The organism is Streptomyces dangxiongensis (assembly GCF_003675325.1).
Lineage (GTDB): Bacteria > Actinomycetota > Actinomycetes > Streptomycetales > Streptomycetaceae > Streptomyces > Streptomyces dangxiongensis.
Genome location: NZ_CP033073.1, coordinates 3,913,297 through 3,927,540 on the forward strand (window position 1 = coordinate 3,913,297; position 14,244 = coordinate 3,927,540).

14 protein-coding genes and 1 tRNA gene are annotated in these 14,244 nt (G+C 72.7%); 8 read left to right on the forward strand and 7 right to left on the reverse strand.

Annotated features, from left to right (window positions below; all coding sequences use genetic code 11):
* Window positions 1-120: 120 nt before the first annotated feature.
* Window positions 121-1,812 (forward strand): phenylacetic acid degradation protein PaaN, encoded by a 1,692-nt coding sequence (gene paaN, locus D9753_RS17440; RefSeq protein WP_121787847.1) that lies wholly within the window; start codon window positions 121-123, stop codon window positions 1,810-1,812.
* A 98-nt stretch (window positions 1,813-1,910) separates the two neighbouring features.
* On the opposite strand, the gene D9753_RS17445 is transcribed toward paaN, so the two are convergent.
* Genes D9753_RS17445 through D9753_RS17455 form a run of 3 tightly spaced genes read right to left on the reverse strand, consistent with a single transcriptional unit; the run spans window position 1,911 to window position 4,620 of the window.
* A complete protein-coding gene (locus D9753_RS17445; protein ID WP_121787848.1) occupies window positions 1,911-2,666 on the reverse strand; it encodes a TrmH family RNA methyltransferase in 756 nt (251 codons plus the stop codon).
* Complete coding sequence (locus D9753_RS17450; RefSeq protein ID WP_121787849.1) at window positions 2,663-3,874, reverse strand: HTTM domain-containing protein; 1,212 nt, start codon at window positions 3,872-3,874, stop codon at window positions 2,663-2,665. Before D9753_RS17450 ends, D9753_RS17445 begins: the two co-directional genes overlap by 4 nt.
* Window positions 3,871-4,620 carry a DUF5819 family protein gene (locus tag D9753_RS17455; protein ID WP_121787850.1) on the reverse strand — a complete coding sequence of 250 codons (750 nt, stop codon included), beginning with the start codon at window positions 4,618-4,620 and terminating at the stop codon, window positions 3,871-3,873. Before D9753_RS17455 ends, D9753_RS17450 begins: the two co-directional genes overlap by 4 nt.
* 522 nt (window positions 4,621-5,142) lie before the next feature.
* Here D9753_RS17455 and paaA point away from each other — a divergent pair.
* The 5 genes from paaA (at window position 5,143) to D9753_RS17480 (ending at window position 8,837) form a co-directional block, all read left to right on the forward strand.
* Complete coding sequence (gene paaA / locus D9753_RS17460; RefSeq protein WP_121787851.1) at window positions 5,143-6,180, forward strand: 1,2-phenylacetyl-CoA epoxidase subunit PaaA; 1,038 nt, start codon at window positions 5,143-5,145, stop codon at window positions 6,178-6,180.
* The gene (gene paaB, locus D9753_RS17465) at window positions 6,177-6,464 is read left to right on the forward strand and encodes a 1,2-phenylacetyl-CoA epoxidase subunit PaaB (protein ID WP_121787852.1); all 288 of its coding nucleotides are present in this window, start codon (window positions 6,177-6,179) and stop codon (window positions 6,462-6,464) included. Before paaA ends, paaB begins: the two co-directional genes overlap by 4 nt.
* Window positions 6,465-6,532: 68 nt before the next feature.
* Complete coding sequence (paaC, locus tag D9753_RS17470; RefSeq protein ID WP_121791127.1) at window positions 6,533-7,234, forward strand: 1,2-phenylacetyl-CoA epoxidase subunit PaaC; 702 nt, start codon at window positions 6,533-6,535, stop codon at window positions 7,232-7,234.
* Window positions 7,228-7,773 carry a 1,2-phenylacetyl-CoA epoxidase subunit PaaD gene (gene paaD, locus D9753_RS17475; RefSeq protein WP_121787853.1) on the forward strand — a complete coding sequence of 182 codons (546 nt, stop codon included), beginning with the start codon at window positions 7,228-7,230 and terminating at the stop codon, window positions 7,771-7,773. The genes paaC and paaD overlap by 7 nt, the downstream gene beginning before the upstream one ends.
* A complete protein-coding gene (locus tag D9753_RS17480; protein ID WP_121787854.1) occupies window positions 7,773-8,837 on the forward strand; it encodes a 2Fe-2S iron-sulfur cluster-binding protein in 1,065 nt (354 codons plus the stop codon). The genes paaD and D9753_RS17480 overlap by 1 nt, the downstream gene beginning before the upstream one ends.
* Before the next feature lie 186 nt (window positions 8,838-9,023).
* Here the strand turns inward: D9753_RS17480 and D9753_RS17485 are convergent, their stop codons facing one another.
* From D9753_RS17485 to D9753_RS17500, 4 genes are all read right to left on the reverse strand, one after another.
* Entirely contained in the window at window positions 9,024-9,353 is a 330-nt protein-coding gene (locus D9753_RS17485; RefSeq protein WP_121787855.1) for a rhodanese-like domain-containing protein, read from the reverse strand.
* Window positions 9,354-9,481: 128 nt separating this feature from the next.
* Entirely contained in the window at window positions 9,482-10,294 is an 813-nt protein-coding gene (locus tag D9753_RS17490) for a hypothetical protein (protein WP_121787856.1), read from the reverse strand.
* Window positions 10,295-10,465: 171 nt separating this feature from the next.
* A complete protein-coding gene (locus tag D9753_RS17495) occupies window positions 10,466-11,917 on the reverse strand; it encodes a DUF2252 domain-containing protein (RefSeq protein WP_121787857.1) in 1,452 nt (483 codons plus the stop codon).
* A gap of 360 nt (window positions 11,918-12,277) precedes the next feature.
* Window positions 12,278-12,361 (reverse strand) — tRNA-Leu (locus tag D9753_RS17500).
* 441 nt (window positions 12,362-12,802) lie between these two features.
* Here D9753_RS17500 and D9753_RS17505 point away from each other — a divergent pair.
* Window positions 12,803-13,681, forward strand: coding sequence for an FhaA domain-containing protein (locus D9753_RS17505; RefSeq protein ID WP_121787858.1), 879 nt, complete (start codon window positions 12,803-12,805; stop codon window positions 13,679-13,681).
* Between the two features lie 10 nt (window positions 13,682-13,691).
* Entirely contained in the window at window positions 13,692-14,222 is a 531-nt protein-coding gene (locus D9753_RS17510; protein ID WP_121787859.1) for an FHA domain-containing protein FhaB/FipA, read from the forward strand.
* The last annotated feature ends 22 nt before the right edge of the window (window positions 14,223-14,244 follow it).

The following is a 14,244-nucleotide window of genomic DNA, read 5'->3' on the forward strand; positions in this document are numbered from 1 at the left end:
GGACCCCCTTGTCCCGACCGATCGTTCGGTTACTCTAGCTCTGACTGCCCCATCCCGCTGCTCTTTCTGCCAGGTCGTGAACTCTGACGCAGAGTTCTCCAGACGAGGAGTTGGTCCCGCATGGCCGCCGAACTGACCGCGCACGAGTTGACCGCGAAGCACCGGCCCACTCTCGACCAGGCCCTGGAAACGATCCGCACGCGCGCGTACTGGTCCCCGCACCCCGAACACCCCAAGGCGTACGGCGAGCACGGCAGCCTGGACGCGGCGGCGGGCAAAGCCGCCTTCGACGCCCTGCTCGGCACCCGTCTGGACCTCGGCCAGCCCGGCACGGACGACTGGGTGGGCGGTGAGGTCTCGCCGTACGGCATCGAGCTGGGCGTCACCTACCCGCACGCGGACATCGACGTACTGCTGCCGGCCATGCGAGCCGGACAGCGGGCGTGGCGGGACGCGGGCCCGGAGGTGCGCGCGGTGGTCTGTCTGGAGATCCTCAAGCGGATCAGCGACCGGACGCACGAGTTCGCGCACGCCGTGATGCACACCAGCGGTCAGGCGTTCATGATGGCGTTCCAGGCGGGCGGCCCGCACGCCCAGGACCGTGGCCTGGAGGCGGTGGCGTACGCGTTCGCGGAGCAGGTCCGCACCCCCGGCACGGCGGAGTGGAGCAAACCGCAGGGCAAGCGGGACCCGCTGACCCTCACCAAGCGGTTCACCGCGGTCCCGCGCGGCATCGGCCTGGTCATCGGCTGCAACACCTTCCCCACCTGGAACGGCTACCCGGGTCTGTTCGCCTCCCTGGCCACCGGCAACGCGGTCCTGGTCAAGCCGCACCCGCGCGCGGTGCTGCCGCTCGCCCTGACCGTGCAGGTCGCCCGGGACGTGCTGGCCGGGGCCGGCTTCGACCCGAACCTGGTCGCGCTGGCCGCCGAGCGCCCCGGCGAGGGCGTCGCCAGGACCCTCGCCACCCGCCCCGAGATCAGGATCATCGACTACACCGGGTCGACGTCCTTCGGCGACTGGCTGGAGACCAACGCCCACCAGGCGCAGGTCTACACGGAGAAGGCCGGCGTCAACACGGTGATCGTGCACTCCACGGACGACTACAAGGGCATGCTGTCCAACCTGGCGTTCTCGCTGTCGCTGTACAGCGGCCAGATGTGCACCACCCCGCAGAACCTGCTGATCCCCCGGGACGGCATCTCCACCGACCAGGGCCCCAGGACCTTCGACGAGGTCACCGCCGACCTCGCCCGCGCGGTCGACGGCCTGCTGGGCGACGACGCGCGCGCGAACGCCCTGCTCGGCGCGATCGTCAACCCGGACGTCAAGGCCCGCCTGGAGGCAGCGGCCGGTCTCGGTGAGGTCGCCCTGGCCTCCCGCGAGATCACCAACCGGGAGTTCCCGGACGCGGTGGTCCGCACCCCCGTCATCGTGAAGCTCGACGGCGCCAAGCCGGACGACGAGGCGGCCTACATGAGCGAGTGCTTCGGACCCGTCTCCTTCGCCGTCGCCGTCGACTCGGTGACGGACGCGGTCGAGCTGCTGCGCCGCACGGTCCGGGAGAAGGGCGCGATGACGGTCGGCGCGTACACCACCGACGCCGGGACCGAGGGCGCCGTCGAGGAGGTCTGCCTGGAGGAGGCGGCCCAGCTCTCGCTGAACCTGACCGGTGGGGTCTACGTCAACCAGACGGCCGCCTTCTCCGACTTCCACGGCTCGGGCGGCAACCCGGCGGCGAACGCGGCCCTGTGCGACGGCGCGTTCGTGGCCGGCCGCTTCCGGGTGGTGGAGGTCCGCCGGGAGGCGTAGACGCCCGCTCCTCACCGGCCGGGTGCCGCGGGCCGTTCGCAGCCGACGGGCGGCCCGGGGGCCCTGTACGCACAGCAGGGCCGGCCCGGGGCAGCCGGCTAGGGCGCGTCCCCGGGCGTGCCGTCAGCGCTCCAGTGGTACAGCGTCATCGCCACGCTGGTGGCCAGGTTGTAGCTGGAGACCTGAGGGCGCATCGGCAGGCGCAGGAGGTGGTCGGCACGGGCCCGCAGCTCCGCGGAGAGGCCGGTGCGTTCCGAGCCGAAGGCCAGCACGGCGTCGTCGGGCAGCCGGGTGCCGCGGATGTCCTCGCCCTCCGGGTCGAGGGCGAACAGCGGGCCGGCGGGCAGGTCACCGACGTCGAGGTGTTCCACGGTGGTCGCGAAGTGCAGGCCCGCGCCGCCGCGCACCACCGCCGGATGCCACGGGTCCAGCGTGCCCGTGGTGACCACACCGGTGGCCCCGAAACCGGCGGCCAGCCGGATCACGGCACCGGCGTTGCCGAGGTTGCGGGGGTTGTCCAGGACCACGACGGGCGCGGTGCGCGGCGTGCGGGCGAGCGCCCGCAGACCGGCCGCGCGCGACGGCCGCACGGCGAGCGCGGCCACGCCGGTCGGATGCGGGCGGGGGACGAGGGCGGCGTACGCCGGCCCGGACACCTCCGTCAGCAGGGCGTCCAGCGTGTCCCGTACGTCCCCGGCCAGCTCCCCGGCGAGGGTGAGCGCGGCCTCCCGGTCGGTGGTGACCGCCACCGGCACCTCGGCCCCGAAGCGCACCGCGTGCTTCAGGGCGTGGAAGCCGTCGAGCAGCACGGCGTCCTCGGCGTGTGCGCGCCAGCGGGCCAGCGGGTCGGTCATGCGGTGAACCCTACGCGGCCCGGCGTGGCCTCCTCGGAGGAGCGTGGCGGCGGCACCGTACGTCCGCCGCGCCGCACGAGCCGTCCACGCGCGCGTGCCGTCAGGCCGCCCAGCCGGCGCAGGAAGCCCGTCGGCAGGAACACCGCGTCCGCCGCGATCATCGCCAGCGAGAAGAACGGCAGGCCGAGGACGACCGCGATCACCGCGTGCTCGGTCATCATCACCACCAGCAGGACGTTCTTGACCCGCCGGTTGAACAGGGCGAACGGAAAGGCGACCTGCACCATGACGGTCCCGTAGGCCACGGCCATCATGATGGTGCCACTGGAGGACATCAGGTCGGCGAGTCCGGGCCAGGGCGAGAAGTAGTCCAGGTGCAGCGGGTAGTAGACGGCGGTGCCGTCCTGCCAGCGCGAGCCCTGGATCTTGTACCAGCCCGCCGTGGCGTAGATCAGACAGGCCTCCGCCATGATCACGGCCAGGGCTCCGTTGTTCAGGACGTTGGCGACGACGTCCAGCAGGATGCGGGGCTGGTCCCAGGCCTCACGGCGGCCGACGGCCCACCACAGGCCGAGCGCCGCCCAGGCCGTCCACAGCAGCGCGGGGATCAGCCAGCCGTTGTCGAAGCGGCCGCTCAGCGTGACCGCGCCGAGCGCCGAGCCGAGCACCGCCCACAGCACCGGTCCCACCCGGTCGGCGGCCACGTGCTCGGCACGCGCGCGTGCCGCCTCGGCGCGTGCCGCGCGCCGCGCGTCGAGGGACCACACCTGGCCGCAGCGCGTGAACACCAGGTAGAAGGACATCAGGTGCAGGACGTTGTCACCGCCGTCACCGACGAAGACGCTGCGGTTCTGGAGCGACAGCACGCCCACCATGAACAGCAGGGAGGCGGTCCGGGTGCGCCAGCCGAGCAGCAGGGCGGCGCTCGCGAGGATCGCCAGCGTGTAGCAGCACTCGAACCAGAGCCGGCTGTCGGACCACAGCAGCGCCGTGAAGGCGTGGTTGTCGGCCGTCAACTGCTTGGCGAGGTTCCAGCCCCACGGTCCGGTGGGGCCGTACAGCTCCTGGCGGTGGGGGAACTCGCGCAGCAGGAAGAGCAGCCAGGTCACGGAGAAACCGATCCGGATCACAGCGCTCTGGTAGGGGCCGAGGGCCGCCTCGGTGACCCGGGCGACACCGCGTGACAGTGCCAGGGACAGCTCGTTCACCGCACGCCTCCCGCCGCCTCGTCGGCCGTCAGGGACCACCAGGGCATCAGACGGTAGACGGGCTTGTCGGAGACCCGCTCACGGCTCCACGCCGGCGGCTGGACGTTGGTGGTGCTGGAGCGGACCTGCACGCGCTGGATCACACCCTCCCGGCTAGTCGGATCGTCCCGGTACAGGCGCATCACCACGATCCGCCGCAGGTACTGCTCGGAGAGGGAGCCGCGCAGCCCCACGGGCCGGTTGTCGGCGCCGTGCGTGGCCGCGAAATAGTCCCAGGCCCGGCGCAGCTCGTTCTGCTGTGTGTGGCTGGGCACCAGGTTGCCGTCGATGGCGGCGCCGTCCTGGGCCGAGAGATCGGTCCAGCCGGTGGTGCGCACGCCTGCGTCGTGCAGGCGCACCTGGGCGCGCACCTGGACGGCGATGTTCTGCTGCAGCGGGTTCGGCGCGAACAGCTTCCAGTTCTGCTCGAACTCCGGATAGAGCCACTCCTCTATCGCCTTGCCGTGCTGCTTGGTCACCGTGTTGGCGGGCGCGAGGCTGAGGAACACCATCAGCACGTGCACGCAGGCGGCGACGGCGACCACCGCGAGCGCCAGCGCGGCGCCGACCTGGTAACGGGGGGAGAGCGCGGCGACTCCGGTGCGGGGCGGGGGCGGCGGGTGCTGTGGCGGCTCTTCCGGGAGACGCGTCCCGGCCGACCCGTCCGGGCCCTGCGGGCCCCTCGGGTCCTCGTCGTACGCGTCCATGTGGTCCCGTCCCCCGTTTCGGCTCATGCGGTCGGCTCGGTCGTCCCGCTCGGTCGGTTCGTCCGCTCGGTCCTGCGTCCCGCTCGGTCATACGGCCCGGTCGCCCGGCCCAGCGGTGCGGCTGAGCGGGACGATCCGGTGGCACGGCGCCCGGCACAGGCCCCGCATGCCTCACGAGCGCCATGTCTCGGCGCTCGACGGAACGGTACTCAGCCCCGGGCACCGGGCGCAGCCCCGGGTACGGGCCCGGCACAGGCGGACCTTCACGACGCATTGCGCGTCCGGTCCCGTCCGGCCGGCCGCACGGTGGGTCCCCGGCCCGGGTCCCGCCTCGCCCCGGCCGGTCTCCGGCCTGCTCGCGGGCGTTGTCCACAGGTGGCTGGTGGAGTTTTCCACAGCGGTTGACACCCCGTGGCGGCCCGGCACACCATGGATGCGCACGAACCGAACGATCGGTCGGGACTTGGGTGGCGGCCCGATCAGGACAGTGCTCACCGCAGAGCCCGAGGTCAGGGGGACCACATGGCCACAGCAGCCGCGCAGCGCACGGCCCGTACGGAGGCGGACGGCGCCCGCACCGACACGGCGGCCTACCAGAGCGCCTTCGACGCGGCCGTGGCCGCCGACGAACGCATCGAACCGCGTGACTGGATGCCCGACGCCTACCGGGCGACGCTGGTCCGGCAGATCGCCCAGCACGCGCACTCCGAGATCATCGGCATGCAGCCGGAGGCCAACTGGATCACGCGCGCGCCCTCCCTGCGCCGCAAGGCGATCCTGATGGCCAAGGTCCAGGACGAGGCCGGCCACGGCCTGTATCTGTACAGCGCGGCCGAGACCCTCGGCACCGGCCGCGACGAGCTGCTCGGCAAACTGCACTCCGGCCGGCAGAAGTACTCCTCGATCTTCAACTACCCGACGCTGACCTGGGCCGACGTCGGCGCGATCGGCTGGCTGGTGGACGGCGCCGCGATCACCAACCAGGTCCCCCTGTGCCGCTGCTCCTACGGCCCGTACGCCCGCGCGATGGTGCGGATCTGCAAGGAGGAGTCCTTCCACCAGCGCCAGGGTTACGAACTGCTGCTGGCCCTGAGCAGGGGCACCCCGGAGCAGCACGCCATGGCGCAGGACGCGGTGGACCGCTGGTGGTGGCCGTCGCTGATGATGTTCGGCCCGCCCGACGACGAGTCCCAGCACTCCGCGCAGTCGATGGAGTGGAAGATCAAACGCCACTCCAACGACGAGCTGCGCCAGCGCTTCGTCGACATCTGCGTCCCGCAGGCCGCCTCCCTGGGCCTCACCCTCCCCGACCCGGACCTGCGGTGGAACGAGGAGCGGGGACACCACGACTTCGGAGCGATCGACTGGACCGAGTTCTGGGAGGTCCTCAAGGGCAACGGGCCGTGCAACGAACAGCGGATCACCCAGCGCAGGCGCGCCCACGACGAGGGCGCATGGGTACGGGAAGCGGCCGCGGCCTACGCGGCCAAGCACACCGGCAACACCGGCAGCACCGGCAGCACCGGCAGCACCGATGAGACAGGAGCGACGCGAGCATGAGCACCACCGACTGGCCCCTGTGGGAGGTCTTCGTGCGCTCCCGGCGCGGCCTCTCCCACACCCACGCCGGCAGCCTGCACGCCCCCGACGCCGCGCTGGCCCTGCGCAACGCCCGCGACCTGTACACCCGGCGCGGTGAGGGCGTCTCGATCTGGGTGGTGCCGGCCGCCGCGATCACCGCGTCGTCACCGGACGAGAAGGACCCGTTCTTCGAGCCGGCCGCCGACAAGCCCTACCGGCACCCGACCTTCTACGAGATCCCGGAAGGTGTGAAGCACCTGTGACCGCCACCGGCCCCGCCACCGGCCCGACCGCCGGCCCGGTGCCCCCCACCGGCGCCGCCACCGTCCCGGTGACCGCCGCGCTCGCCCTGGGCGACGACGCCCTGGTGCTCTCCCACCGCCTGGGGGAGTGGGCCGGGCACGCCCCGGTCCTGGAGGAGGAGGTCGCCCTCGCCAACATCGCCCTGGACCTGCTCGGGCAGGCACGGGTGCTGCTGTCACTGGCCGGCGACGAGGACGAGCTGGCCTACCTCCGCGAGGAGCGCGCCTTCCGCAACCTCCAGCTGGTCGAGCAGCCGAACGGCGACTTCGCGCACACCATCGCCCGCCAGCTCTACTTCTCCGTGTACCAGCAACTGCTCTACGGCGAACTGGCCACCGGTGACGGCCCGTTCGCGCCGCTCGCCGCCAAGGCGGTCAAGGAGGTCGCCTACCACCGCGACCACGCCGAGCAGTGGACGCTGCGGCTCGGTGACGGCACACGGACCGGCCACGAGCGGATGCAGCGGGCCTGCGACGCGCTGTGGCGGTTCACCGGGGAGATGTTCCAGCCGGTGGAGGGCCTGGACGTCGACTGGCCGGTGCTGGAGGCACGCTGGCTGGAGTACGCCGGCGACGTGCTCGGCCGGGCCACCCTCACCGTCCCGCAGGGACCGCGCACCGGGGCCTGGGCGGCGGGCGCCGGCCGGCAGGGCCTGCACACCGAACCGTTCGGCCGGATGCTCGCCGAGATGCAGCACCTGCACCGAAGCCATCCGGGGGCGTCATGGTGACCGCGACCGCCCTGGAGGCGGAGCTGCTGGAGCTGGCCGGCGCGGTGCCGGACCCCGAACTGCCCGTGCTCACCCTGCGGGAGCTGGGTGTGCTGCGCGGGGTGCGCGTGCACGGCACGGACACGGTGGACGTCGACCTGACCCCGACCTACACCGGCTGCCCGGCCGTCGAGGCGATGAGCCTCGACATCGAACGGGTCCTGCGTGCCCACGGGATGCGCGAGGTGACCGTCCGCACCGTGCTCACGCCCGCCTGGTCGACCGACGACATCACCCCCGAAGGGCGGCGGAAACTCCAGGAGTTCGGCATCGCGCCCCCGCGCCTGCACGCCGCCTCCGACCCGGTCCCGCTGACGCTCGGCCCGACCCGCACGCACGGCACGGAGACCGGCATTCACGGCGCCGCGGATCCCGTCCGCTGCCCGCACTGCGGCTCGGCCGACACCGAGCTGCTGAGCCGCTTCTCCTCGACCGCCTGCAAGGCGCTGCGCCGCTGTCTGGCCTGCCGTGAACCGTTCGACCACTTCAAGGAGTTGTGATGGCACGCTTCCACCCGCTCCCGGTGGCCGCGGTCGACCCGCTCACCGAGGACTCCGTCGCCCTCACCCTCAGCGTCCCGCCGGGGCTGCGCGAGGAGTACCGGCACCGGCCCGGCCAGCATCTCGCGCTGCGCCGCCGGGTCGACGGCACGGAGATCCGGCGCACCTACTCGATCTGCTCCCCCGCCCCCGACCCGGCCGGCGGTGGGCCGGGCACCCTGCGGGTGGGGGTGCGGCTGGTCGAGGGCGGTGCCTTCTCCTCGTACGCGCTGAAGGAGATCGCCGTCGGTGACGAGCTGGAGGTGATGACCCCGGCGGGCCGTTTCACCCTGGACCCGGCGCCGGGGCTGTACGCGGCGGTGGTCGGCGGCAGCGGCATCACCCCGGTGCTGTCCATCGTCACCACACTGCTGGCACGCGAGCCGGCGGCCCGGTTCTGCCTGATACGCAGCGACCGCACGGCCGCCTCGACGATGTTCCTGGAGGAGGTCGCGGATCTGAAGGACCGCTATCCCGAGCGGTTCCAGCTGGTGACCGTGCTCTCCCGGGAGGAGCAGCAGGCGGGCCTGCCGTCGGGCCGGCTCGACCGGGACCGGCTGGCGGGGCTGCTGCCGGCGCTGCTGCCGGTGGAGCGCGTGGCGGGCTGGTTCCTGTGCGGGCCGTACGGGCTGGTCGAGGACGCGGAGCGGGCACTGCGCGAGCTGGGCGTGGACCGGTCGCGGATCCATCAGGAGATCTTCCACGTGGACGCGGGGACCGCCTCGGTGGTCACCGCCTCGGCGCCCGCGCACAGCACCGTCACCGCGCGGCTGGACGGACGCGGCGGCACCTGGCCGGTGCGGGAGGGCGAGTCGCTGCTGGAGACGGTGCTGCGCAACCGGACCGACGCGCCGTACGCCTGCAGGGGCGGGGTGTGCGGGACCTGCCGGGCCTTCCTGGTCTCGGGCGAGGTCCGCATGGACCGCAACTTCGCGCTGGAGAAGGAGGAGACGGAGGCCGGGTACGTGCTGGCCTGTCAGTCGCATCCGCTGACGGAGAAGGTGGAGCTGGACTTCGACCGCTGACCCCCACCGCCCCGCTGACCACCGCTGACGGGCCACCGCACGACACCCACCGCTGATCGCTCACCGCACCGCGACCCCGCCCGGACCGAGCACCTGGAGCCGGCGCTCGTCCCGGCGGCGGCGTACGGGAGGACGAGACAGGACCGGACGGGTCGGGACAGCCCGGATCGGACCGGGCCCGCCCGGTTACAGGACGAAGCCCGGCTTGCCTTCGTCGGTGACCACCGGGCGGCCGGTGGCGTGCCAGTACTGCATGCCGCCGTCGACGTTCACCGCGTCGATGCCCTGCTGGACCAGGTACATGGTCACCTGGGCCGAGCGGCCGCCCGAACGGCAGATGACGTGGACGCGGCCGTCCTGCGGGGCGGCCTCGGTCAGCTCGCCGTACCGGGCCACGAACTCACTGATGGGGATGTGCAGCGCTCCCTCGGCGTGACCCGCCTGCCACTCGTCGTCCTCCCGGACGTCCAGCAGGAAGTCGCCGTCCTTGAGGTCGGTGACCGGGACCGTGGGCACGCCAGCTCCGATATTCATGGCCCCGACGCTACCCGAAGGACCGTGCGGCCCAGGAACGGTTCGCCCCGGGGACCGTGCGGTCCGTGAACGGTTCGCCCGGGGAACCGTACGGCCCGGGGCGATGCGGCTCAGGCCTGTCCCAGCAGGTCCGCCAGCTTCGTCTCCCGCTCGGCGATGTCGGCGCGCAGCCGGCCGGCGATCTCGTCGAGCAGCCCGTCCGGGTCGTCCGGGGCGAGACGGAGCATGCCGGCGATCGCCCCCTCCTCCAGCTCGCGGGCGATGAGGGTGAGCAGCTCCTTGCGCTGGGCCAGCCACTCCAGGCGGGCGTACAGCTCCTCGGCGGGGCTCGGCCGCCGCTCGGGCGGCACCGGGCCGGCCGCCCATTCCGCGGCCAGCTCCCGGAGCAGCGTCGCGTCGCCGCGGGCGTAGGCCGCGTTGACCCGGGAGAGGAACTCCTCGCGCCGCTTGCGCTCCTCGTCCTCCTGCGCCAGGTCGGGGTGGGCCTTGCGGGCCAGCTCGCGGTAGAGCTTGCGGGCCTCCTCGCTGGGCCGTACCCGCTGCGGGGGCCGTACCGCCTGGTCGGTGAGCATGGCGGCGGCCTCCGGGAAGAGACCGTCACCGTCCATCCAGCCGTGCAGCAGTTCCTCCACGCCCGGGATCGGCAGGACGTGGGCGCGGGCCTCCGCGGCCCGCCGGATGTCCTCGGGGTCCTGGGTGCGGGCGGCCTTGGCCTCGGCGATCTCCGCGTCGAGTTCCTCGATACGCAGGTAGAGCGGGCCGAGGCGCTGCTCGTGCAGGCGGGAGAAGTTCTCGACCTCGACGCGGTAGGTCTCCACGGCGATCTCGAACTCGATCAACGCCTGCTCGGCGGCCCGTACGGCCTGTTCCAGCCGTTCCTCGGGACGCGGTGCCTGGGACTGATCGGCTTCCGGGGTCGTCACCCGCCCAGCGTAGCCGCTGCATCCGGCGCGGACCGGCACGCACCGGGGGCCGGTCCGGCCTGACCGCACCCTGGTCCCACGCGGGGGCCCTTCTCCAGCGGCGAGACAGCGCCCCCCAGGAAGCCGCGGTTCCGCTGGTTCCGCTGCCGTGGCGGAACCGGCCCGCTCCCCTCACACCCCCGACTCGGCCGCGATCCGTCCCGCCCGGACGCCCGCGAGCAGGTCGGCGTGGTCCGCCTCGGTGCGGTCGGCGTAGGCGACGGCGAAGTCGGCCACCGCCTCGTCCAGCTCCTCGTTCTTCCCGCAGTACCCGGCGATCAGCCGGGGGTCGGCGCTGTGGGAGTGGGCCCGGGCCAGCAGGGCGCCGGTCATGCGGCCGTAGTCGTCGACCTGGTCGGCGGCGAGCGCGGCCGGGTCGACGCTGCCCTTGCGGTTGCGGAACTGTCGCACCTGGTACGGCCGCCCCTCGACGGTCGTCCAGCCCAGCAGGATGTCGCTGACCACCTGCATCCGCTTCTGCCCGAGGACCACCCGGCGCCCCTCGTGCTCCACGGGTGGCGCCTCGAAACCGGCCGTGGCCAGGTGCGGGACGAGCGCCGAAGGGCGGGCCTCCTTCACCTGGAGCACCAGCGGCTCCCCACGGTGGTCGAGGAGCAGCACGACGTACGACCGGGTGCCGACGCTGCCGGTGCCGACCACCCGGAAGGCCACGTCGTGGACCGCGTGCCGGGCGAGCAGCGGGTGCCGGTCCTCGCCGAGGGTGCCGGCGTAGGACTCCAGGGACGCGGCGACGGCCGCGGCCTCGGCGTCCGGGATCTCGCGCAGGACCGGCGGGGCGTCCACGAACCGGCGTCCGCCGTCCGTCAGCGCCTCGGTCGACTTCGCCGCGAACCGGCCGCTGGTGTTGGCCCGCGCCTTCTCCGAGACCCGCTCCAGCGTGCCGAGCAGGTCGTGGGCGTCGGTGTGGGAGACCAGTTCCTCGTCGGCGATGGCGTTCCAGGCGTCCAGGACGGGCAGGGCGGCGAGCAGGCGCATGGTGCGCCGGTAGGCGCCGGTCGCGTCCCGGGCCGCCGCTCGGCAGGTGTCCTCGTCGGCGCCGGCCCCGCGCCCGGCGAGCACCAGGGAGGTCGCGAGTCGCTTCAGGTCCCACTCCCAGGGGCCGTGCACGGTCTCGTCGAAGTCGTTGAGGTCGATGACCAGCCCACCGCGGGCGTCGCCGTACAGGCCGAAGTTGGCTGCGTGCGCGTCACCGCAGATCTGGGTGCCGATGCCGGTCACGGGGGTGCGGGCCAGGTCGTACGCCATCAGCCCGGCCGAGCCGCGCAGGAAGGCGAACGGGGTGGCCGCCATCCGGCCCACCCGTATCGGGGTCAGCTCGGGCAGCCGCCCGGCGTTGGACTCGACCACCGCGCCCACCGCGTCGGGGCGGGCGGAGTCCAGGTCGAGGGTGCGGTGCGCGCCGCGCGGCACGCTCGCCCTGAGCGCCTTGCCCTCCTTCTTCGGCGAGTCCTGCGGCGGCCACTGGGCGAATCCGCGGACCCGGGGCAACCGACGCGTGCCCCGGCCCGCCCCCTCGCCGCCCTCGGCCCCGTCCCCCACGACCGCCACACCGGTTCCGGTCATCACGACCGCCTCCCCCGCCACTCCCGCACGCCTGCCGAGCAGGCGCCGGTACGAACACCGACTCGGGGGAGACCGTACAACCGGTGACCGGAACACGTCAGACCGGCAGCAACACCGGCAGTGACACCGACAGCGGCACCCGACAGCAGCAGGGAGAACCGCACCCGCAACCGCACCGGCAGCCCCTGACTCCCCGCGAGTCCCCCTGAGTCACCGTGAGATAGCTCACCGGATGGACCGGAAGGACGGGCGCGGTCGGTTCCACGGCTGTGCGATGCCTCACAGGCACGGCACAACGAGAAACGGGCCCCCACCGTGACTTCCGTCACCGGTGGAGACCCGTTTCATCGGTTCTCGTTGTGCGCGAGGGGGGAGTTGAACCCCCACGCCCTTGCGGGCACTGGAACCTGAATCCAGCGCGTCTGCCTATTCCGCCACCCGCGCATTGGGTGTGTCTTCCGTTTCCGGCCCTTGCGGGCTGGCCCCTTCCGACACGCAGAACATTAGCACGTGGGACGGGGTGGAATCACATCCCTTCCCGGCCGCCCCGGCCGCCGGTCCGGGGGGTCCGGTGCGGCGCGTCCGTGGCCGTGGCGCGGCGGCGCGCGTATCAAGGAGACGCGGTTCACGTATCAACCTCGTACCGGTCCCGGCCGTCTCACCAGGAGCAGGACCGGGTCCACAGCCGGGTGCGGGACACTGGTCCTCGCCCGCCTCTACGATCCATGCCAGCAGGACACGTGCCAGGAGTTCGAAGGGGAGCCGCTGGGGGAACCGGCTGATTGACGGGCGCGTAGATACGATCAGTGAGCAGTACCGGCAGTACCCGGCAAGACAGCGGCAGACAGCAGGGCAAGACAGCGGCAGGGACGGAGGAGGTGCCCCATGGGAGTCCTGAAAAAGTTCGAGCAGCGTCTCGAAGGTCTGGTGAACGGCACCTTCGCCAAGGTCTTCAAGTCCGAGGTCCAGCCCGTGGAGATCGCCGGAGCGCTCCAGCGGGAGTGCGACAACAACGCCACCATCTGGAACCGTGACCGGACCGTCGTACCCAACGACTTCATCGTGGAGCTGAGCGCGCCCGACCACGAGCGCCTCAGCCCCTACTCCGGGCAGCTCGGCGACGAGCTGGCCGGAATGGTGCGCGACTACGCCAAGCAGCAGCGCTACACCTTCATGGGACCGATCAAGGTCACCCTGGAAAAGGCCGAGGACCTGGACACCGGCCTGTACCGGGTGCGCTCGCGCACCCTCGCCTCCTCCAGCAACCAGCAGGGCCAGGCACCCGCCGCACCGGCCGGGCGGCCCGGCCCTCCAGGCGGCCCCACGGGCGCCGGCGCCCCGGGCGGCTACGGCCCCGCGCCCGCCGCGCCCGCCGGACCGCCCCCGATGCCGGCCGCGCCGCCCCCCGGCGCCCGCCCCGGCGGCTACGGCTACCCGCAGCCCGCCACCCAGCGACCCGCCGCCGCCCCGATGAGCGGCGCGCGCACCCGCTACTGGATCGAGATCAACGGCACCCGCCACCAGATCTCCCGCCCGACGCTGGTGCTGGGCCGCAGCACCGACGCCGACGTGCGGATCGACGACCCGGGCGTCTCCCGCCGGCACTGCGAGATCCGGACCGGAACGCCCTCGACGATCCAGGATCTCGGCTCCACCAACGGCATCGTGGTGGACGGGCAGCACACCACCCGCGCTACGCTCCGCGACGGCTCGCGGATCGTCGTGGGCAGCACCACCGTTATCTATAGGCAAGCCGAAGGGTGAAGCGGGGGCAATGTCAGAGCTGACCCTCACGGTCATGCGGCTGGGTTTCCTGGCCGTACTGTGGCTGTTCGTGATCGTGGCCGTGCAGGTCATCCGGAGCGACCTGTTCGGTACGCGCGTCACTCAGCGCGGATCGCGTAGGGAGGCCGGGCGCCCGCAGCAGGCTGCCCGGCCGCAGACCCGGCAGCAGGCCGCCGCGCCCCCGCCCCAGCGTGGGCAGCAGGGCGGCGGCAGGCGTGGCCGCAACGCTCCCTCCAAGCTGGTCGTGACCGAGGGCACCCTGGCGGGTACCACCGTCGCGTTGCAGGGCCAGACCATCACCCTGGGCCGGGCGCACGACTCCACCATCGTGCTGGACGACGACTACGCCTCCAGCCGCCATGCCAGGATCTACCCGGACCAGAACGGTCAGTGGATCATCGAGGATCTCGGCTCCACCAACGGCACCTACCTGGACCGGTCCCGGCTGACGACCCCCACACCGATCCCGCTGGGCGCGCCGATCCGCATCGGCAAGACCGCAATCGAGCTGCGGAAGTAGTGCTACGTCATGAGTAAGCGCG